Source organism: Enterocloster alcoholdehydrogenati (genome assembly GCF_013282095.1).
In the GTDB taxonomy this organism is placed as follows: domain Bacteria; phylum Bacillota; class Clostridia; order Lachnospirales; family Lachnospiraceae; genus Enterocloster; species Enterocloster alcoholdehydrogenati.
Map to the genome: position 1 here is coordinate 19,567 of NZ_BLTJ01000010.1, position 19,138 is coordinate 38,704.

Annotated in this window: 19 protein-coding genes; 6 read left to right on the forward strand and 13 right to left on the reverse strand. The window is 48.6% G+C overall.

Annotated elements, in window-relative coordinates:
• Positions 1 to 46: 46 nt before the first annotated feature.
• Positions 47 to 265: a helix-turn-helix domain-containing protein gene (locus HW447_RS12135; protein WP_176255527.1), complete on the reverse strand. Its 219-nt coding sequence runs from the start codon at positions 263 to 265 to the stop codon at positions 47 to 49.
• 170 nt (positions 266 to 435) lie between these two features.
• On the opposite strand from HW447_RS12135, the gene HW447_RS12140 reads away from it, so the two are divergent.
• Positions 436 to 651, forward strand: coding sequence for a hypothetical protein (locus tag HW447_RS12140; protein ID WP_176255528.1), 216 nt, complete (start codon positions 436 to 438; stop codon positions 649 to 651).
• Between the two features lie 36 nt (positions 652 to 687).
• Here the strand turns inward: HW447_RS12140 and HW447_RS12145 are convergent, their stop codons facing one another.
• From HW447_RS12145 to kduI, 3 genes are all read right to left on the reverse strand, one after another.
• Positions 688 to 1,395: a GntR family transcriptional regulator gene (locus HW447_RS12145; RefSeq protein ID WP_176255529.1), complete on the reverse strand. Its 708-nt coding sequence runs from the start codon at positions 1,393 to 1,395 to the stop codon at positions 688 to 690.
• A gap of 92 nt (positions 1,396 to 1,487) precedes the next feature.
• Complete coding sequence (locus HW447_RS12150) at positions 1,488 to 2,294, reverse strand: gluconate 5-dehydrogenase (protein ID WP_176255530.1); 807 nt, start codon at positions 2,292 to 2,294, stop codon at positions 1,488 to 1,490.
• 85 nt (positions 2,295 to 2,379) lie between these two features.
• The gene (gene kduI, locus HW447_RS12155) at positions 2,380 to 3,222 is read right to left on the reverse strand and encodes a 5-dehydro-4-deoxy-D-glucuronate isomerase (protein WP_176255531.1); all 843 of its coding nucleotides are present in this window, start codon (positions 3,220 to 3,222) and stop codon (positions 2,380 to 2,382) included.
• Between the two features lie 322 nt (positions 3,223 to 3,544).
• Between kduI and HW447_RS12160 the strand changes: the two genes are divergently transcribed.
• Positions 3,545 to 4,771 carry a 6-phosphofructokinase gene (locus HW447_RS12160; protein ID WP_176255532.1) on the forward strand — a complete coding sequence of 409 codons (1,227 nt, stop codon included), beginning with the start codon at positions 3,545 to 3,547 and terminating at the stop codon, positions 4,769 to 4,771.
• Between the two features lie 128 nt (positions 4,772 to 4,899).
• Here the strand turns inward: HW447_RS12160 and uxuA are convergent, their stop codons facing one another.
• Positions 4,900 to 5,952, reverse strand: coding sequence for a mannonate dehydratase (gene uxuA / locus HW447_RS12165; protein ID WP_176255533.1), 1,053 nt, complete (start codon positions 5,950 to 5,952; stop codon positions 4,900 to 4,902).
• A gap of 181 nt (positions 5,953 to 6,133) precedes the next feature.
• On the opposite strand from uxuA, the gene HW447_RS12170 reads away from it, so the two are divergent.
• Both HW447_RS12170 and HW447_RS12175 read left to right on the forward strand, forming a co-directional pair.
• Entirely contained in the window at positions 6,134 to 7,003 is an 870-nt protein-coding gene (locus tag HW447_RS12170; RefSeq protein ID WP_176255534.1) for a helix-turn-helix domain-containing protein, read from the forward strand.
• A 27-nt stretch (positions 7,004 to 7,030) separates the two neighbouring features.
• Positions 7,031 to 7,972 (forward strand): radical SAM protein, encoded by a 942-nt coding sequence (locus tag HW447_RS12175; protein WP_176255535.1) that lies wholly within the window; start codon positions 7,031 to 7,033, stop codon positions 7,970 to 7,972.
• A gap of 828 nt (positions 7,973 to 8,800) precedes the next feature.
• Here the strand turns inward: HW447_RS12175 and HW447_RS12180 are convergent.
• Positions 8,801 to 10,156: an MATE family efflux transporter gene (locus HW447_RS12180; RefSeq protein WP_176255536.1), complete on the reverse strand. Its 1,356-nt coding sequence runs from the start codon at positions 10,154 to 10,156 to the stop codon at positions 8,801 to 8,803.
• Positions 10,157 to 10,403: 247 nt separating this feature from the next.
• Here HW447_RS12180 and HW447_RS12185 point away from each other — a divergent pair, with 247 nt between their 5' ends.
• Positions 10,404 to 10,967 carry a manganese efflux pump MntP gene (locus tag HW447_RS12185; RefSeq protein WP_176255537.1) on the forward strand — a complete coding sequence of 188 codons (564 nt, stop codon included), beginning with the start codon at positions 10,404 to 10,406 and terminating at the stop codon, positions 10,965 to 10,967.
• Between the two features lie 127 nt (positions 10,968 to 11,094).
• Here the strand turns inward: HW447_RS12185 and HW447_RS12190 are convergent, their stop codons facing one another.
• Entirely contained in the window at positions 11,095 to 11,838 is a 744-nt protein-coding gene (locus HW447_RS12190) for a hypothetical protein (RefSeq protein ID WP_176255538.1), read from the reverse strand.
• Positions 11,839 to 11,885: 47 nt separating this feature from the next.
• Positions 11,886 to 13,112 carry a tyrosine--tRNA ligase gene (tyrS, locus tag HW447_RS12195; protein WP_176255539.1) on the reverse strand — a complete coding sequence of 409 codons (1,227 nt, stop codon included), beginning with the start codon at positions 13,110 to 13,112 and terminating at the stop codon, positions 11,886 to 11,888.
• Between the two features lie 764 nt (positions 13,113 to 13,876).
• Between tyrS and HW447_RS12200 the strand changes: the two genes are divergently transcribed.
• On the forward strand, positions 13,877 to 14,908 hold the full coding sequence (locus HW447_RS12200; RefSeq protein WP_176255540.1) for a 3-deoxy-7-phosphoheptulonate synthase: 1,032 nt from the start codon (positions 13,877 to 13,879) through the stop codon (positions 14,906 to 14,908).
• Positions 14,909 to 15,015: 107 nt separating this feature from the next.
• On the opposite strand, the gene HW447_RS12205 is transcribed toward HW447_RS12200, so the two are convergent.
• The 5 genes from HW447_RS12205 to HW447_RS12225 all read right to left on the reverse strand — a co-directional run bounded on the left by HW447_RS12205 (position 15,016) and on the right by HW447_RS12225 (position 18,827).
• Entirely contained in the window at positions 15,016 to 15,864 is an 849-nt protein-coding gene (locus HW447_RS12205) for an undecaprenyl-diphosphate phosphatase (protein ID WP_176255541.1), read from the reverse strand.
• Between the two features lie 82 nt (positions 15,865 to 15,946).
• Positions 15,947 to 16,627, reverse strand: coding sequence for a uracil-DNA glycosylase (locus HW447_RS12210; protein ID WP_176255542.1), 681 nt, complete (start codon positions 16,625 to 16,627; stop codon positions 15,947 to 15,949).
• A 53-nt stretch (positions 16,628 to 16,680) separates the two neighbouring features.
• Positions 16,681 to 17,442: an imidazole glycerol phosphate synthase subunit HisF gene (hisF, locus tag HW447_RS12215; protein WP_176255543.1), complete on the reverse strand. Its 762-nt coding sequence runs from the start codon at positions 17,440 to 17,442 to the stop codon at positions 16,681 to 16,683.
• A gap of 43 nt (positions 17,443 to 17,485) precedes the next feature.
• Positions 17,486 to 18,100 (reverse strand): imidazole glycerol phosphate synthase subunit HisH, encoded by a 615-nt coding sequence (gene hisH / locus HW447_RS12220; RefSeq protein WP_176255637.1) that lies wholly within the window; start codon positions 18,098 to 18,100, stop codon positions 17,486 to 17,488.
• Positions 18,101 to 18,137: 37 nt separating this feature from the next.
• Entirely contained in the window at positions 18,138 to 18,827 is a 690-nt protein-coding gene (locus HW447_RS12225) for a hypothetical protein (protein WP_390471137.1), read from the reverse strand.
• Positions 18,828 to 19,138: the final 311 nt, after the last annotated feature.

The following is a 19,138-nucleotide window of genomic DNA, read 5'->3' on the forward strand; positions in this document are numbered from 1 at the left end:
TTCAGTATATCACAAAAAAGGCCCTTTTGAACAGGCCTTTTGCTTCTTACAGAACCTGATCTTTGTCAGATGGCACATACCTGGCAATGTCCTCGATGCGGCAGCCTAATATCCTGCAAAGATCATTGATCGTTTTCATAGTCACGTCCTTATTATGTTTCAGCCGGTGCATGGTGCTGTCTGAAATTTTGTGTTTCTTAGTCAGTGTATACCAGCTTTCATCCGACGCCTCCAGTGTTTCCCAGAAAGGCGAATAGTCGATCATACGTTATTGCTCCTATGTTTATTTTATAAAAATAAGCATAAGTGAGTTTTTGCATATTGAATATCTTCGGAATAGCGAATATACTATAGGTAGTATAGTGCATAATTTGAAATTTTCAGACTATTTCAACCAGCTTTAAATTACAGGACAGAGAAAGGAAGGGATCGGAAATGGGACATTATACCCAGGAAGAAAAGGAACAGCTTCTGGAAAATGAAGAGGTAAGAAAGCGGCTTCTGGCCTTTGCACAAATGAGCGGCAGAGAATTTTTTAAGAATGTTCAGGCGCAGCTGTCTCCCATAGAGTTAGAGGAGTACCTGGAAGAAAATCCAGAGGAGAGGATCTATCTAGAGCATTCGGATAAGAACCCGGGCCGTGAACCATAAACGTGGGATTCACGCCAGCCATAAGACGGCCTGTCATCAAATGACAAACCGTCCTTCTTCTGGTTCTTCTTCAAAATAATCCCTATAGTCCACCTCAATGGAACGGCGCATCCGCTTCATACTATAATAAAGGTGGTCTTTTAATGATTCCTCCAGACCTGAAAGATCCCTGCTGCAGATTCGCTCAAAGAGATCCTCATGTTCCCCGATGATACGGGTAAAATCGGTCTCTGTGATAAAATCCAGCATACGGAATCTGGTATAATGGAGCTGCTGTGCCTGAAGCATATCCCACAGTTTCTGCCGCCTCACAGCTGTAAACCACAGGGAATGCATCTGAGCGTCCATACGGTAGAACTGCTCCGGTTCAAAGCCCGGAGTCTGGATCAGCGCCTTCTGCATGGCAATAGCATGGCGGATCTCCTCCATGACCATCGGGGTTCTCACCTCCAGAAAGTCACGCAGAACCATGGTTTCCACCGCCACTCGCATATAGATCATCTGCTTGATATTGTCCAGGCTTAAAAGGGTCACATAGGTTCCCCGGTAAGGAATGGTCTCCACAAAGCCCTGTTCCTGCAAAAGCCGCAGGGCGTCGCGCACCGGTGTCCGTGATACTCCAAACCGCTCACAGATATCATTTTCACTGATAAGCCGTCCTGGTTCCAGTTTCAGATCCAGAATTTCCTGCTTTAAGGTTTCAAAGACCAGTTCTCCCCTGTTTTTAAAATTCACATCTCCCATGCAGCGCCCCCGTCTTTGTAAAAATCTAGTGCTCTGTTGCATAAAAGCCCGCCACGCAGCCATGGCATGACGGGCCTGTTTGTATTTACAGATTATTTAGGCTGCTTGCCGATGTAGGCCAGGATACCGCCGTCTACATACAGCACCAAACCGTTTACAAAATTGGAAGCATCGGATGCCAGGAATACAGCTGGGCCGCCCAGATCCTCAGCCTCGCCCCAGCGACCTGCAGGGGTCTTGGAAACGATAAACTGGTCAAATGGATGTCTGGAGCCGTCTGGCTGGATCTCGCGCAGAGGAGCTGTCTGAGGAGTAGCGATATAGCCGGGGCCAATGCCGTTGCACTGGATGTTGTACTCGCCGTACTCGGATGCAATGTTCTTTGTAAGCATCTTTAATCCGCCCTTTGCTGCCGCGTAAGCAGATACGGTTTCACGGCCCAGTTCACTCATCATGGAGCAGATGTTGATGATCTTTCCATGGCCCTTCTTGATCATGCTGGGGATAACAGCCTTAGATACGATGAAAGGAGCATTTAAGTCAACGTCGATCACCTGGCGGAACTCAGCCGCACTCATCTCACACATTGGGATTCTCTTGATAATCCCAGCGTTATTTACCAGGATATCCACTACGCCTACCTCAGCTTCGATCTGGGCAACCATAGCATTTACCGCAGCCTCGTCTGTTACGTCGCATACATAGCCGTGCGCCTTAATGCCCTCTTCCTTGTATGCGGCAATGCCCTTATCCACCAGTTCCTGCTTAATATCGTTGAAAACGATCGTAGCCCCTGCGCCTGCCATTGCCTTTGCGATGGCAAAACCGATGCCGTAGGAAGCGCCTGTTACCAGAGCCACCTTGCCTTCAAGGGAAAAGTTATTTAAATAATGAGCCATTTATTTGTCCTCCATATATCATTAAAATCTTCATGCTCACAGGTTCAGGGGCAGGTATTTATGCCCTTTGCCTTCTTTTCAGTCATTATTTCATCTCGTTAGGCTTCATAGTATCCATGTCATCGAACTCCATGTTCTCTCCGCCCATTGCCCAGATGAATGTATAGTTGGATGTTCCTGCGCCGCTGTGAATACTCCAGGACGGACTGATCACAGCCTCCTCATTCTTCATAATAATGTGTCTTGTCTCTGTAGGTTCGCCCATCATGTGGAATACTACGTTATCGCCTGGAACCTCAAAGTACATATAGATCTCCATACGGCGCTCATGTGTATGAGACGGCATGGTGTTCCATACGCTGCCTGGCTCTAATACAGTCATACCCATGGACAGCTGACAGGTCTTAAGCACATCAGGATGGATGAACTGGTTGATGGTTCGCTTATTTGAAGTCTCAGCTTCTCCGCAGGGTCTCTTTGCAGCCTTCTCAATAGGAATAAAGGTTGTTGTATAGGAAGTGTGAGCCGGTGCACTGACCATGTAGAACTTGGCTGGCTTCTCGGCGTCTGTGCTCTCGAAGTAAACTTCCTTTGTGCCCTTTGTGATGTACAGGCAGTCCTTGTAACCCATCTTAAAGGTCTGTCCGTCTGCTGTGATAGTTCCCTCTCCGCCGATATTGAAGATACCAATCTCACGGCGCTCCAGAAAATAGTGGGTGCCAAAGTTCTTCCAGCAGTCAATCCCCTTATCAATAGACACCTTTTCTGTCGTAGGCATACAACCCAGTGTCACCATACGGTCTACGTGGGAATAAACGGCAACTACCTCATTTGCCTTATACAGGCCTGTGATCAGGAATTCATCTCTTAATTCCTCTGTCGTGTAGCGCTTAACATCCCTCTGATTTGCAGAATAGCGAATATCCATTCTCCATTTCCTCCTTTTATATTGCTGCGTTCCCGTCCTCTCTCCCTCTCATCCAGGGTCAGATTCCAGTCGGCGCAAGTTGTATATGACTCTTAAAATTTGTATACAACTTTCTTATCTGTATACAGACTATCACGTTCCCTTTGAAAATTCAATGGAAATATGTTACAAAAAAAGGGGCTCTTTTATATGCAACATTACAAACGGATTGCATTTCCTTTCTATATCAGATATACTTGGTAAAGACTGCGTTATCTCCTGCCGTACGCAGGCCGGGGAAACGCTCAGACTATTACCCTTTACCTGAGAGGAGGATCTTCCCTTGAAGAAGAATATACTTGTAGGTCAGTCCGGCGGTCCCACCGCCGTAATCAACGCCAGCTTATACGGAGTGATCAAGGAAGGACTTGAACACCCGGAGCAGATCGGCGCTGTCTACGGCATGGTAAACGGCATCGAGGGTTTCCTATCCGGCCATACCATCAACCTTTCCGCCGAGCTTACGAATGAGGACATGGAACTTCTGCGTCTGACTCCAGCCGCTTACCTTGGCTCCTGCCGTTATAAGCTTCCCGAAAATCTGGACGCACCGGTCTATCCCTTATTGTTTGAAAAATTTGATGCCATGGATATCAAAGCAGTCCTCTACATCGGCGGAAACGATTCCATGGATACGGTGGATAAGCTGTCCCGATATGCCGCCAGCATCAAAGCCGATATCGCCTTTATCGGCGTTCCCAAGACCATTGACAATGATCTTCCCGTAACCGATCACACCCCCGGCTACGGCAGCGCCGCCAAATACGTAGCTTCCACCGTCCGCGAGATCGTACTGGACGCATCCGTATATCAGCAGCCCGCTGTCACCATCGTAGAACTTATGGGCCGCCACGCCGGATGGGTCACAGCAGCCAGCGCCCTTGCAAGAAAATTTCCGGGAGACAACCCTCTTCTGATCTATATGCCGGAATCCGACTTTGATATGGAATCCTTTTTAAATGATATCGAAAACGCCTTAAAGACAAGCACTGCAGTGGTAATCTGTGTCTCCGAGGGCATTCATGACGCCTCCGGCCGTCTGATCTGCGAATACGCCTCCGAAGCCCAGGTAGACACCTTTGGCCACAAGATGCTGACTGGCTGTGCAAAGCTGCTTGAAAGCTATGTGCGCAACCGCTTCGGTGTCAAGGTTCGTTCTGTTGAGTTAAATGTAAACCAGCGCTGCAGCAGTCTCCTTTCCTCACTTACCGATATAAATGAGGCAGACGAAGCCGGCCGTTTTGCTGTCCGCTGCGCCTTGGACGGCGTTACCTCCAGAATGGTCACCTTCCAGAGAGATGAGGGGGATGATTACAGACTTTCCCTGGGACTTACAGATGTCTCCAATGTCTGCAACAAAGAGAAACCCTTTCCGCCCCACTGGATCACCGGCAATGCCAATGATATCGGGCCGGAATTTACAGCCTATGCTCTTCCTCTGATTCAGGGACAGCCGGAACACCGCTTAGAATACAGCCTTCCCAGATATCTGTACCGGAAGGTTAAGTAGATTTCTTCTTTCCATGTGACAAAAATAAGAGGGGCAGACGATTTACAGCCTGTCCCTCTTATTTTATACAGCGATTCAGGATGAGGTATCTTCTCAAATTTCCCGCATCCTGAACAGTTAGCACTTTATTATTTATTTATCATCTTCTCTACTGCCTCAAACAGACCGTTTAAGTAGGTAGCCCCCAGAGCTCTGTCATACAGACCGTATCCGGCGCGGCCAGTCTCACCCCAGATCATACGCCCGTGATCCGGTCTTACATAGCCGTCAAAGCCATTCTCAACCAGAGCCTTTACAATAGCGAACATATCGAGGGAGCCGCAGGAAGAAAGATGTGCTCTCTCCTCAAAGCCATTTTCTAAAACAGCTACATTTCTCAGGTGTGCAAAATGGATCCGTCCCATGGCGGCATACTTAGCGGCCATCTTTACTACATCGTTCTTTCCAGAACAGCCTAAGGAACCGGTGCACAGAGTAATTCCGTTATGTCTGTCGTCTACCAGTTTCAGGAAACGGTCCAGGTTCTCCTCGCAGGTGATGATTCTTGGCAGTCCAAAAATACTCCAGCAGGGATCATCCTCATGGATCGCCATATTTACATCGCACTCAGCCGCAACAGGGATCACTCTTTCCAGGAAGTATTTAAGATTATTCCACAGATCCTCCTCTGTCAGGCTGTGATACTCAGCAACCACTGCCTTTAATCCGTCTCTGGTATAGCTGGAATCCCAGCCCGGAAGGGTCAGATCGCTGTCGCTGTTTAAAGGATTCACTGCGTCTACCTGCTCCTGATAATATACCAGAGAAGTAGAGCCGTCGCCCAGCTCATGGTCAAGCTGTGTTCTGGTCCAGTCAAATACAGGCATGAAATTATAGCAGATGCACTTGATTCCTGCCTCTGCCACCCGGCGGATGTTCTCACAGTAATTATCAATATACTTATCTCTGGTGTCCTTGCCCAGCTTAATATCCTCGTGAACCGGGATGCTCTCGATGACGTCAAAGCCAAGGCCTGCATCCTCTACCTGCTTCTTTAAGGCTGCAATGCTCTCGCGGCTCCATACCTCTCCTACCGGAACATCATACACGGCTGTAACGATAGACTGCATCCCAGGAATCTGGCGGATGTTCTCCAGCGTCACCTTGTCGTCCTCTCCGTACCATCTGAATGATAACTTCATTTGTCGAATCCTCCTTATATGCTTTGATTTTCCACGCATTTTCTGTAATCTTCCATAAGTAACTCCATTATAGCAGATACTGCGCGGCCGTCTATGGTTATATTTGTCGTGGATATTGCAAAAGTTGTTGTTTCATGATAAAATGGGCCTCAGAATATTTCCGGCAAAGGGAGGCCATTTCATGAAAAAGCAGATCCCCGTGGATTTTAATACAAGGCAGTATATGCAGCCGGTCAACTTCGAACTGTTCTACTATAACGACACGGATCTTCAGTCTGTGGCAGCCCACCGCCATGATTACTGTGAATTTTACTTTTTTCTGGAAGGAGATGTGGACTACCATATCGGCGGCCAGCGCTACCGATTAAGCTATGGGGACTGTCTGCTGATCCCTCCCGGTGCGCCTCATTTTCCCGACTTTTTGTCCCATCAAAAGCCTTACCGCCGGTTTGTTTTCTGGATCGGCAGAGATTATTACAAGAGGCTGCGCAGACTGGATCCAGAGCTTACCTACTGTTTTGACTACGCGGCAGAGCACAGCTGCTACCGTTTTTCTACAGATCAGATTACGGCCCAGGATCTGCAGGGCAAGCTTTTGGATCTTTTGGAGGAGCTTGGCAACGACCGTCCCTTCCGACAGCAGGCGGCGGAACTGATGGCGATCTCCTTTCTTGTAACTGTAAACCGCCTTCTTTATGACAGCCTTCATGAGCGAACCCAGGTTTTTGAAAACGTGCTTTACCTGAGGATCTGCGATTACATCAACCAGCATCTGGAAGAAAACCTGAGTCTTGACAGTCTGGCTGCCTATTTCTATGTGAGCAAGTATCACATTTCCCACATATTCAAAGACAGTATGGGGATCCCTCTTCATCAGTATATCCTGAAAAAACGGCTTCATGCCAGCCGCCAGGCCATTCTCTCCGATCAGCCCATCAGCCATGTATACCAGCAGTTTGGCTTTAAGGACTATACCAGCTTTTTCAGGGCATTTAAAAAGGAATACGGTGTATCGCCCAAGGAATACCGGATGCAGCACCGGCTTACGTAACCTCTTCCGTCAAAAGGAGTATACTACATGAATCTTCCCTCTTATCAGTCATGCACCCTCTGCCCCCGCAAATGCCGAATTGACCGAAGCCGTCAGACCGGCTACTGCGGCTGCTCCGATCAGCTAAAGGCTGCCAGAGCTGCTCTTCATAAATGGGAAGAGCCTTGTCTCAGCGGGCCTGAATGGGCTCCCGGAGGCAGCGGAACTGTCTTTTTCTCCGGCTGTACCCTGCGCTGCTGCTTCTGCCAGAATTATCATATCAGCAGTGAACATTTCGGAAAAGAACTGACCTCTGACCAGCTGGCAGACATTTTTCTCCGGCTTCAGGATCAGGGCGCCTACAACATCAATCTGGTTACGCCCACTCAGTACCTGCCTTCCATCCTCCCCGCACTGGACAAAGTGCGTTCCCGGCTTTCCATCCCTGTAATCTGCAACTGCAGCGGCTATGAACGTTCAGAGGTAACAGCACTTTTAAAGGACTATATCGACATCTGGCTGCCGGATCTGAAATACCATGACAGAGCACTCTCAGCCCGCCTCTCCAAAGCCCCGGATTACTTTGAAAATGCCTCCGCGGCCATCCTTCAGATGATCCGCCAGACCGGCGCTCCTGTTTTTGAGGAGCAGGCATCTGAGGACAATGCACATCCGTCATTTATGCTGATGAAAAAAGGTGTGATCCTCCGCCATATGGTTCTGCCGGGCCACAGAGATGACTCCATTTCCCTGATGCACTGGATTCATGATACGCTCCCAAAGGGACAATACCTTTTAAGTATTCTGAGCCAGTATACCCCCTGTTATCACAGCAGCGACTACCCTGAGCTCAACCGCCGGATCACCTCTTATGAATACGGCAAAGTAGTCGACGCAGCCATAGATCTGGGACTGACCCAGGGTTTTATGCAGAAAAAAAGCAGCGCCAAAAAAGAATACACGCCGCCATTTGATCTGGAAGGCCTTTGATCCTGCCCTTCCTTTCATACTCTCATATATAATAAAAGACGGATATCGAATCTTTGACTAACCACGTTCTCGATTACGATATCCGTCTTTTGACTATCTCGTCCATTGGACCAAGCCTCACTTTCGAAACAATTGTTTCTTCTTTTGTGACTCTATATTTAATTGTATCCTCTCTGCATTTTCTCTGCCCACTTTTGTATACTTACCTGCTTCGAATCCATTTTCCCATATTGCTTCTTTTTCTTTGATCCGGTATCTTCTTCCGTCCTAATGATACTTTCTCGTCATATCACTAAACCGGTATGCCATTGCTCTGAGATACTCTTGCGAATCATTTTGAAAATGTGGTCATCTGCCTGTTCCTATCTTTCTTCCAGACATTCTCTTTGGTTCATCTCATTAAGACTGCAGCTTTTTCCCAATCGATTGGACTCTTTTCTTAAATCAATTTCCTTTGGATTTATCTGTCTGTACTATGTATGAGCAGTTATACCATGCAGAGCGTTTTCCCTGTTTCATCTATAATCTAATTGGATTAGCTTATAAACGAAACGAATCTTCTCATTCTGGTGGTCCGTACCTCCTTTGCTTAGATTTTACTTCGTTGAGCTGATTGTCTACAACTCCTTGCTGTCTTTTGTATCTTTTATTCTTTCCTCTTTTGTTGTCTTTATTATACAAAAAGAGCCTCTTTTTGTCAAGACTCTTTTTGTAATTTTTACATATTTTTTGTCTATTTTTAAATTGTTTTAATTTAATGTAATTTTTTCTACATTTATATAATTTTCATCAATTATTCTTCGTTTTACTTTATGAATTTTCAGAATATTATATTATTTCATCCTGTTTTGGAAGTTTTTTACGGATGATATGGAATGTAATCATATGGGCTGCTGCCGTAATCAGCCATGACACAGGATAGGAAAGATAGAGCATCGGTAAAGATCGGTAAACGGCAAAAACAGTAAAGATCCAGAGGATTCTGAAACCGCAGGCTCCGGTAAGGGACACGATCATGGGAAGCACTGAATATCCCAGGCCTCTTAAGCTTCCTACCATGCAGTCCATCAGACCGCAGATAAAATAGGTTCCGCAGATGATCCGAAGCCGCAGCATCCCATAATTTAAAACCTCTGGATCAGAGGAATACACTCCCAGCAGATGAGGGCCTGCCGCTGCGGCTGACAGCCCCAGAATCAGGCCCACTGCCGTAACCACAGCCAGGCAGATGTTCTTTACCTTATTGATCCGGCTGTATTTTCTGCCGCCCAGGTTCTGGCTGGTGAAGCTTAGGCTTGTCTGGTAGACCGCGTTCATGGCCGTGTATACAAAGCCTTCGATATTGGCGGAGGCCGTATTCCCGGCCATGGCTACAGAGCCAAAGGAATTAACGGAGGACTGGATCAAAACATTGGATACAGAGAAGATAGCTCCCTGCATCCCGGCCGGCAGGCCGATCTTTATAATCTTCTTCAGCTTGTCCCCTTGAATGGACAGCTTCTTTAAATGAAGTTTCATCATCCCCTTTTCTTCCATCAGGCTCTTAAGCACAAGCAGGGCGGAAATATGCTCGGAGATTACCGTTGCCCATGCTACGCCGTCTACCCCCATTCCAAGAACGGCTACGAAGAACAGGTTTAAAACCACATTAACTGCGCCTGCGGCAAAAAGAAAATACAGAGGCCGTCTGGTATCCCCCACAGCCCGCAGAATGGCGGCTCCAAAGTTATAAAGCATCAGAACCGGCATTCCCAGAAAATAGATCCGCATATAGAGCACCGCCTGATCCAGCACATCCTCCGGCGTTCCCATGATCTCAAGCATAGGGCCTGCGGCAAGCTCTCCCACCGCTATAAGGAATGCTCCGCTAAGCAGGGCGGTGAGAACGGCTGTATGTATGGTCTCCTGAACATCCTTTTCCTTCTGTCCGCCGTAATACCGTGCCACCAGCACGTTTACGCCTACAGACAGCCCCACAAAAATATTGATCAGCAGATTGATCAGGGATGACGTGGAACCCACTGCCGCCAGAGCCGTACTTCCGGTAAAACGCCCTACTACAATGATGTCGGCAGCGTTAAAGAGAAGCTGAAGGATCCCCGAAAGCATCAGCGGGATGGAAAATAGCAGAATCTTGCCGAGAAGCGGACCGCTGCACATATCAATCTCATATGACTTTTTCATAATAACATAACCTCCATTTGCTGTTATGTACCCTCAAATGTACAAATTAACATTACTTTAACACAGCCGGAAATATTTTACAAGTTCCCTTTTAAACGCTTTTTCAACGTATTTTTACCGGGCAGAAATACAGGAATTTCACTTGACATTTCCTATAAAATTACCTACACTGGTTCATAAACTGTGTCTTTCGGAAAAAATGCAAAAGTTCCGAACGTACACCTTATCATTCAGGAGGAAAATGATCATGTCATTAACAGAACTATTTATCATTGCCGTCGGACTTTCCATGGACGCCTTTGCCGTGGCGGTCTGTAAGGGACTTGCCATGGGGAAAATGAGCTGGAAAAACGCGGGGATCGTAGGCCTATATTTCGGAGGATTTCAGGGGGCCATGCCTCTGATCGGATACATCCTTGGCTCCCGGTTCAGCGGCACCATAGAATCCTATGACCACTGGATCGCATTTGTGCTTCTTGCCCTCATAGGAGGCAATATGATCAAGGAAGCATTTGACAGCAGCGAAGAGACGGCAGATCCTTCTCTTGATGTAAAAACCATGACGCTCATGGCCGTTGCCACCAGCATCGACGCCCTGGCAATCGGTGTCACCTTTGCCTTTCTTCAAGTAGACATCGTACCCGCTGTCTCCTTTATCGGTATCGTTACCTTCTGCCTGTCCGCAGCGGGCGTTAAGATTGGAAATGTATTCGGCTGCCGTTACCAGAAGAAGGCGGAATTTGCGGGGGGCCTGATCCTGGTGCTCATGGGGTTTAAGATTTTGCTGGAGCATCTGGGTGTTTTGGGCTGACAGCCGTCAGCCTGTGCGCGAGACGTACATACAAAAAGAGGCATCCGGCCAGTATCCGGGGAAGTTCATTTCCCGGTGTCCGGCCAGCTGCCTCTTTTATATTGCTTTTCCCATCGTCCTATGGCGCTTACACTCTCATACCGCTTCCGTCCAGCTGAAAGCCGTCTATAGTGCAGTTGGTCATCATCACTCCGTTATCCGGATTCAGATAATACCAGGCGCCCTTATACTCCTGCCAGCCGGTTTTCATATAGCCATCCATCCCAAAGAGATACCATCGGTCGTTAATCATGGCCCAGGAGGTAAGATACGCATCCTGATAAAGATAGCGCCAGCCCTTTTTATCCTGTTCCCAGCTGCCCAGGTGGATATTCCTGTAGGAAGGCATCTCCCCCTCCGGCAGAAGGGAAAAGTAGTAGGAACTGCGCTCGTCTCCTCTGGCAAATTCAATCACATAGCATCGCTCCTGGGAATCATAGAGCCTCTCTTCACTTTCCTTCGCCATGGTTTCAGGGCGGACTACCGGATAGTGCTCTCCCTCTTTTAAGCCGTAGACCCGGCATTCCAGGCTTTTTTGAGTATCTCCCTCATAGGTGATCAGGTAATAATTTAAAATAACATCGTCCAGATTGACTCCATTTTCATCCTTTGTAATGGTAAATGTGTCCTTTTCAGAAATCCTGTTTCCCATCACATAGGACGTATAACCGTCATAAACAGCCGTCTGACGGCTGTTTACATCCAGGTGAAGAGACACCGGAACCGGCGTTTTGTCTGCTGATCCGGCCTGGGCGCTAAAGGCGCCCGCGATGGTCAACAGGACGGCGGCAGCCAGCGCCTTCATGCAGCGTCGTATTCCCGTCTTTTTCATCCGGCCACCTCCTTTTTCTTTGCTCCGTCTTTCTTTTACGGGCATGATCACTTTACGATCACTTTCTTAAAATTCTTCTTACCCCTCTTTACCACAATTCCATCTCCGGCAAACAGTTCCTTTTCAAAGGCTGCATGGATGTCCTTTACGGTTTCCCCGTTTACGGATACGCCGCCCTGCTCTACGTTTCTTCTGGCTTCAGAGCGGGAGGATGCAAGGCCGGACTTTGTAAGAACCGTCAGGATGTCAATGGTATTTTCTCTGAAATCCTCTTTGGTAAGCTCGCTGGTAGGCATATTTACTGTGCTGCCCCCGGCAGAGAATAAAGCCCTTGCGCCTTCCTGAGCCTTGGTTGCCTCTTCCTCGCCGTGCACCAGCTTGGTCAGTTCAAAGGCCAGGATCTCCTTTGCCTGATTTAACTGGCTGCCTTCCCACTTATCCATCTCGTCGATCTGCTCTAAGGGAAGGAAAGTCAGCATCCGCAGGCACTTAAGAACATCGGCATCCGCTATATTTCTCCAATACTGGTAGAAATCGAAGGGAGAAGTCTTGTTTGGATCAAGCCATACTGCGCCGGACTGCGTCTTTCCCATCTTCTTGCCCTCGGAATTTAACAGCAGGGTGATGGTCATGGCATGGGCGTCCTTGCCAAGCTTGCGGCGGATCAGTTCCGTACCGCCTAACATATTGCTCCACTGGTCGTCGCCGCCAAACTGCATATTACAGCCGTAGCGTTTAAACAGCTCGTAGAAGTCGTAGCTCTGCATAAGCATATAGTTAAATTCCAGGAAGCTTAAGCCCTTTTCCATTCTCTGCTTATAGCACTCAGCCCTCAGCATATTGTTGACGGAAAAATGCGGGCCGACCTCGCGGAGAAATTCGATGTAGTTTAAGTCCATCAGCCACTCGGCGTTGTTGACCATCATGGCCTTTCCCTCGGAAAAGTCGATAAAACGGCTCATCTGCTGCCTGAAACAGTCGCAGTTGTGCTGGATGATCTCAGGAGTCATCATGGTTCTCATATCACTGCGGCCGGAAGGATCTCCTACCATACCGGTGCCGCCGCCGATGAGGGCAATGGGCTTATTGCCCGCCATCTGGAGACGTTTCATAAGGCAAAGGGCCATAAAATGGCCTACATGAAGGCTGTCTGCAGTAGGATCAAAACCGATGTAGAATACGGCTTTGCCTTCGTTTACCATTTTTTTGATTTCTTCTTCGTTTGTCACCTGGGCGATGAGGCCTCTGGCAATCAGTTCTTCGTAGATCTGCATTGTTGTACTCTCCTTTGCTATTCCTATTTTACCATATTTCTACTTTCATGCAAGGGCTTGATTTCTTACAGTTTTAAGCGGTTTTGCCAAGTTTTGCGAAAAAAAAACTCCGTCCTCTCTTTCAAAAGGACGGAGCATAAAGCCCGTGTTACCACCTGATGTTCACAGACAGCTCGCGCCGCCTGCCTCTTCGAGTACGGACCATAACGAAACCGCTTGAAAATCCCATATGGCAGATACTCTAGCACGATAACGTGTGCAGGATCCGTCGCAGCCTACCAGGCTCTCAAAATACCGTAAATGGTTTCCAGGCCGTTTGGTGCGAAGCTCGGAGATGTATTCGTAACCTGCTTTCCATGCGCCTCTCATCTGCCGGCTGCTTTCTGTATGCTTTTGCAGGATATTACTTCTTCTCGTCATAGCCAATTCATGAAATTACCACCATTATAGGCAGACATCCCTGATTTGTCAAGCCTTGACATCAGGGATTTGCAGTAACTGTTCAGCCACGCGGCAATTTATGCGGAAATATGTGCTGCAAACTGGCTTGAATAAGCATATCTCTGTGCAAATTGTCATATGGCTGAATAGTTCCGTTTTGTACTTTACGAATCAAATTTTGTATATTATAATGTTGCATTATCAGCTTTATAGCTTTACTGCAATGAATGCAGCTGTTCAGGGCGGCGTGAAAACATCCAAAAAATGCTCCATCCTGAATCGTTACCCGCTGAACAGCACACAAATCGGGAGGATTTAAAAATATGGGATTTACACTTGTAAATGAGCTGCCTACTCCGGCTGAGATTCTGGAGCAGTTCCCTCTTGCGGATCATCTGGCAGCGCTGAAAAAGGAACGAGATGAAGAGATCGCGAAGGTTATTACAGGCCAGAGCAATAAATTTCTGGTAATCATCGGCCCCTGCTCCGCAGACAACGAGGATGCTGTATGCGATTATGCCAACCGCCTGGCTAAAGTCCAGGAGGCTACCAAAGACAAGCTGATCGTGATCCCCAGAGTTTACACAAACAAACCAAGGACCACAGGGGAAGGCTATATGGGAATGCTGCACCAGCCGGATCCTGAGAAAAAGCCGGATATGCTTCAGGGGATCCTTGCAATCCGCCATATGCATATGCGGGTTCTCCGCGAAACCGGTATGTCCACGGCTGATGAGATGCTTTATCCGGACAATCTGCAGTATCTGTCCGATATCATGTCCTATATTGCCGTAGGCGCCCGTTCCGTGGAAAACCAGTACCACCGTCTGGTGGCAAGCGGCTGCGACGTGCCGGTAGGTATGAAGAACCCCACCAGCGGAGACATGACTGTTATGTTAAACTCGGTCGTTGCTGCCCAGCTCCCCCACGACTTTATCTTCCGTGGCGATGAGGTAAGCTGCCCCGGCAATCCGCTGACCCACGTAATCCTTCGGGGCGCAGTGAACAAACGAGGCCAGTGCAGCCCCAACTACCACTACGAGGATCTTAAGCTTCTCTGCGATCTCTACGCACAGAGAGATCTTAAGAATCCAGCCTGCATCGTAGATACCAACCACTCCAATTCCAACAAGCAGTACGCCGAACAGGTGCGTATTGCCAAGGAAATCCTGCACAGCCGCCGCTACTCTGATGACGTCCGTCGTCTGGTAAAGGGACTTATGATCGAAAGCTACATCGAACCCGGCAGCCGCAGGATCGGCGAACACTGCTACGGCCAGTCCATCACGGATCCCTGTCTGGGCTGGGAAGAAAGCGAACGGCTGATGTACGAGATCGCGGATATGATCGAATAAGAGATCCATTATTTAAAAGAGACGTTTCCCGGCTGAAGCATCAGCCGGGAAACGTCTCTTTTTTGGGATTCCCGATCATTCGCCTGTTTTCCTTCTCCGGCCGTTTACTATGCTGCCCCTGCCAGCGCTGAGATCCCAAAGTATGCGATCACAATCACGCCCAGGATAATTCTGTAATATCCGAAGAACTTAAAATCATGTCTGCGGACGTAGCTCATCAGAAACTGTATGGAGTAAACGGACACGCCAAAGGCTACCGCCATTCCCAGAAGCGTATAAAAGATCTGTGGCCCTGTAAAGGAATTTCCGTCCAGGAAAAATTTTACAATTTTAAGGAGACTGGCCCCGAACATCACAGGGATTCCCAGAAAGAAGGAAAATTCTGCCGCAGCCCCGCGGGAACAGCCTAATATCATGGCTCCCAGGATGGTTGAGCCGGAACGGGAGGTTCCAGGCACCAGTGAAAGGAGCTGGAACATACCAATGAGAAAGCCCGTTTTTACGGAAATCTGCCCTACCTTATGGATGGAAGGGTTAGAGGTGATGGAGCTGTTTTCCAGGACTATAAAGAGAACGCCATAGATGATCAGGGTAGCTGCCACCACGCCTGCGTTATACAGATGGGCGTCCATCCAGTCGTCCAATAACAGCCCAAGCACCGCTGCCGGGATGCAGGCAATGATGATTTTAAACCAGAGAATCCAAGTGTTTTCCTTCTGTCTCTGGTTCTTTGTGGGGCTGAATGGATTCAGCTTATGAAAATACATCACCGCCACTGCCAAAATGGCGCCTAACTGAATCACTACCAGAAACATTTCCTTAAATGCTTCCGGCTGATCCAGACGGATGATCTCATCCACCAGGATCATATGGCCGGTGCTGCTGATGGGCAGCCACTCTGTAAAGCCTTCCACGATTCCCAGCACGATGACTTTTAATATTTCTACAAAACTCATAGTTTCTCCTTTTTACCGTGTATTTTTGCACTGCTTTGTTCCAGCTGTACATCTTATGTCCGGCCCTGCCGGCTCATTCCCCTTATGATCCGATATTTTCGATCTGCCAGTCAATAGGCATCAGACCATTCTGTGTGAGGAAATCGTTGGTCTGACTGAAGGGACGGCTGCCGAAAAAGCCCCGGTAGGCAGAAAGAGGGCTTGGATGAGGCGCCTTTAAAATCAGGTGCCTGGGATTGTTAAGCATGGCCGCCTTGGCCTGGGCAGGTCTCCCCCAGAGGATGAATACCATAGGACGATCCTGCTCATTTAAAACCTGAATGGCTGCATCTGTAAACTGCTCCCAGCCGATGTCATGGTGAGAATTAGCCTGATGAGCCCGGACTGTCAGCACTGTGTTTAAGAGCATAACCCCCTGGTCAGCCCATTTTTTCAGATATCCGTTATTTGGGATATAGCAGCCCAGATCGTCGTGAAGTTCCTGATAGATATTCACAAGCGACGGCGGCACTTCTACGTCCGGTTTTACAGAAAAGCACAGACCATGGGCCTGTCCGTCGTTGTGGTAAGGATCCTGCCCCAGGATCACTACCTTTACCTTCTCTAATGGCGTGAAGGCAAAAGCATTGAAAATATCGTCAGGATCTGGGAATATTTTCCTTGTCTCATATTCGTGTTTTACTGTTTCATACAGCTTTTTGTAATAGGGTTTCCTGAACTCACTGCTTAATGGCTCAAGCCAGTCGTTGGATATTGCCGCCATAGAACCGATTCTCCTTTGTCGTATTTTGTAGTTTTAAATCCCTTAATTTGTATTTACAGGCGTACCGGGATACCCCGTCCCGCCAGATATTCCTTCAGCGTTCGGATCTTTAATTCCTTGTAATGAAACAGGGAGGCCGCCAGGGCCGCATCCGCCTTCCCTTCTGTGAGGGCATCATAAAAATGTTCCTTTGTGCCTGCGCCCCCGGAGGCGATCACAGGCACGGACACCCGCTCCGCCACAGCCGCTGTCAGTTCATTGTCATAGCCTGCCCTGGCACCGTCGCAGTCCATGCTGGTAAGAAGGATCTCTCCCGCTCCCATCTGGTCTGCTCTGACCGCCCATTCCAAAGCATCTAATCCTGTGTCCACGCGGCCTCCCTGCTTGTAAACATTCCAGCCGGAGCCATCTGCCCTGCGTCTGGCATCGATGGCTACCACCACGCACTGGCGGCCAAACTTCTCCGCGGCGTCAGAGATGAGCCTGGGATTGTCAATGGCTGCGGAATTGACTGAGATCTTGTCTGCGCCCTCCCGCAGCAGCAGGCGGAAATCCTCTACCGAGCGAATACCTCCGCCTACCGTAAAGGGAATGAATACCTTCTCTGCCACCTGGCGCACCAGATCCGCCACGGTGGCCCTGTGGTCAAAGGAGGCTGTGATATCCAGAAATACAAGTTCATCGGCCCCGGCGCTGTCATAGGCCGCTGCAATCTCCACTGGATCCCCAGCATCCTTCAGGTCAACAAAGTTTACGCCTTTTACCACCCGTCCGTCTTTTACGTCCAGACAGGGAATGATCCTCTTTGTAAGCATATCGGTTCTCCTTATAAAACAAGTCTGTCTCCTGCCGCTTTCATTACTGCTGCAGGCTGATAAAATTTTTAAGGATCCTAAGTCCTGTCTGGCCGCTCTTTTCCGGATGGAACTGACAGCCAAAGAGGTTCTCATATTCTGCGGAGGCATGGATACAGGCGCTGTAATCCACCCAGGCGGCCACCATATCCTCCTGATCCGCTTTCAGATAATAGGAATGAACAAAATACACATAAGCACCGTCTTGAATCCCCTGATACATCCGGGTACCCGGACGGATGCAAAGAGAGTTCCAGCCCATATGGGGGATCTTCATGCCTGGTTTTTCCTGAAGCCTAAGGATATGGCCGGGAAGAATACCAAGCCCCTTTACTCCGGGACTTTCCTCACTGTCCTGAAACATCAGCTGCATCCCCAGGCAGATGCCCAAAAACGGCCTTTTCTCTTCCAAGGCCGCCCTGCGGATCACCTCTGTAAGGCCATAGTCCTCCAGCTTTTTCATGGCATCTCCAAAGGCGCCAACCCCCGGTAAAATGAGCTTATCAGCTTTTAAAAGAATCCCAGGATCCCTTGTAATCACCGGGCTTTCTCCCAGAGCCTCCAGCGCTTTTTCCACACTCTTCATGTTTCCCGCATCATAGTCGATCACAGCGATCATCCGTGCCACCTCGCTCTCCTGTATTTCTGATATTTTATCATTGTAAAGCGGTAAAGGCAAGGTTTTTTTCTTCCAGAATCCACTCCAGAGAATTTTTGTGCAGAGAAATGCTCCTTGGCTCTGCCTCCGGCGGAATCTGGAAGAAGGTTTCGTTGACCCGGTAGAGAAGGGATTTCCGGTTAAAGAAAATGATCTTCTCAAAAGGCCAGCGCATCACCGTGGGTGTGGAGAAATTCTCTCCCAGCTCCAGAATGGTCAGGGTCCTGTTCACCGTAGCGGCCTGCCACGCCATATAGCGTTTCCAGCCCGGAAGATACCCTTCTTCGATATACGTTTCGGCCTTGATGGTATTGCCTGTAAGGGGTCCGCCGCAGTGGGGACATACGCCATCCAAAACCTCAAACTCCTCCCAGATATCCTTTGTGCAGGCTTTGCTGCACTGCCTCCAGTGGATATTCCCGCAGGGAGCAGTCAGGCGGCTTTTGTCAAAGGGCGTATCATAGACCGCGCCGTCCGTCAGACTGGTGACAAGATAGTAGTCCCGATCCCTTACCAGCTCATAGAGAGCCTGATAGGCCTCCTTTATGTGAGCCTGCTTGGGATCCCCCAGGCGGCAGTCCCTTATATCCTTATCCCCCGGCTGCAGAGCCCACTCAGAGCCGATGCCGATGATTATCTTTTCAGACTCCGCCAGGCGAGCAGAAAGTGAGGGCGCTTTCGCAGTAATATTTTCCATTTTATGTAAATTCCCTTCCTTGTAGTACGGCCTGCCACGGCCGACAGCTCTATAAATAAAAACAGCCCGGACCGTTAAAAATATCATACCATACACCGAGGGGTTTGTGAACTCCCCATTGCCCAAAGAAATAAAGCGGCCGCTCTGGGGATGTTCCAGAAACGGAATACGGCTTCTTCGTCAGTAAACCTGCCATTGATTCAAGGGTTATTTATATCCTCCAGACAGTTGCATTTTTCCCGGCTGTGCCTTAAAATGGAACGTAAAAACCCGGAAATCATTTCGGAGATGAAAGGTGTGTG

Bases quoted from the DNA above. Each gene is read 5' to 3' on its own strand.
- HW447_RS12135 (WP_176255527.1), bottom strand. From the start codon at position 265: ATGATCGACTATTCGCCTTTCTGGGAAACACTGGAGGCGTCGGATGAA.
- HW447_RS12140 (WP_176255528.1), top strand. From the start codon at position 436: ATGGGACATTATACCCAGGAAGAAAAGGAACAGCTTCTGGAAAATGAA.
- HW447_RS12145 (WP_176255529.1), bottom strand. From the start codon at position 1,395: ATGGGAGATGTGAATTTTAAAAACAGGGGAGAACTGGTCTTTGAAACC.
- HW447_RS12150 (WP_176255530.1), bottom strand. From the start codon at position 2,294: ATGGCTCATTATTTAAATAACTTTTCCCTTGAAGGCAAGGTGGCTCTG.
- kduI (WP_176255531.1), bottom strand. From the start codon at position 3,222: ATGGATATTCGCTATTCTGCAAATCAGAGGGATGTTAAGCGCTACACG.
- uxuA (WP_176255533.1), bottom strand. From the start codon at position 5,952: ATGAAGTTATCATTCAGATGGTACGGAGAGGACGACAAGGTGACGCTG.
- HW447_RS12170 (WP_176255534.1), top strand. From the start codon at position 6,134: ATGAAAAAGCAGATCCCCGTGGATTTTAATACAAGGCAGTATATGCAG.
- HW447_RS12175 (WP_176255535.1), top strand. From the start codon at position 7,031: ATGAATCTTCCCTCTTATCAGTCATGCACCCTCTGCCCCCGCAAATGC.
- HW447_RS12180 (WP_176255536.1), bottom strand. From the start codon at position 10,156: ATGAAAAAGTCATATGAGATTGATATGTGCAGCGGTCCGCTTCTCGGC.
- HW447_RS12185 (WP_176255537.1), top strand. From the start codon at position 10,404: ATGTCATTAACAGAACTATTTATCATTGCCGTCGGACTTTCCATGGAC.
- HW447_RS12190 (WP_176255538.1), bottom strand. From the start codon at position 11,838: ATGAAAAAGACGGGAATACGACGCTGCATGAAGGCGCTGGCTGCCGCC.
- tyrS (WP_176255539.1), bottom strand. From the start codon at position 13,112: ATGCAGATCTACGAAGAACTGATTGCCAGAGGCCTCATCGCCCAGGTG.
- HW447_RS12200 (WP_176255540.1), top strand. From the start codon at position 13,877: ATGGGATTTACACTTGTAAATGAGCTGCCTACTCCGGCTGAGATTCTG.
- HW447_RS12205 (WP_176255541.1), bottom strand. From the start codon at position 15,864: ATGAGTTTTGTAGAAATATTAAAAGTCATCGTGCTGGGAATCGTGGAA.
- HW447_RS12210 (WP_176255542.1), bottom strand. From the start codon at position 16,627: ATGGCGGCAATATCCAACGACTGGCTTGAGCCATTAAGCAGTGAGTTC.
- hisF (WP_176255543.1), bottom strand. From the start codon at position 17,442: ATGCTTACAAAGAGGATCATTCCCTGTCTGGACGTAAAAGACGGACGG.
- hisH (WP_176255637.1), bottom strand. From the start codon at position 18,100: ATGATCGCTGTGATCGACTATGATGCGGGAAACATGAAGAGTGTGGAA.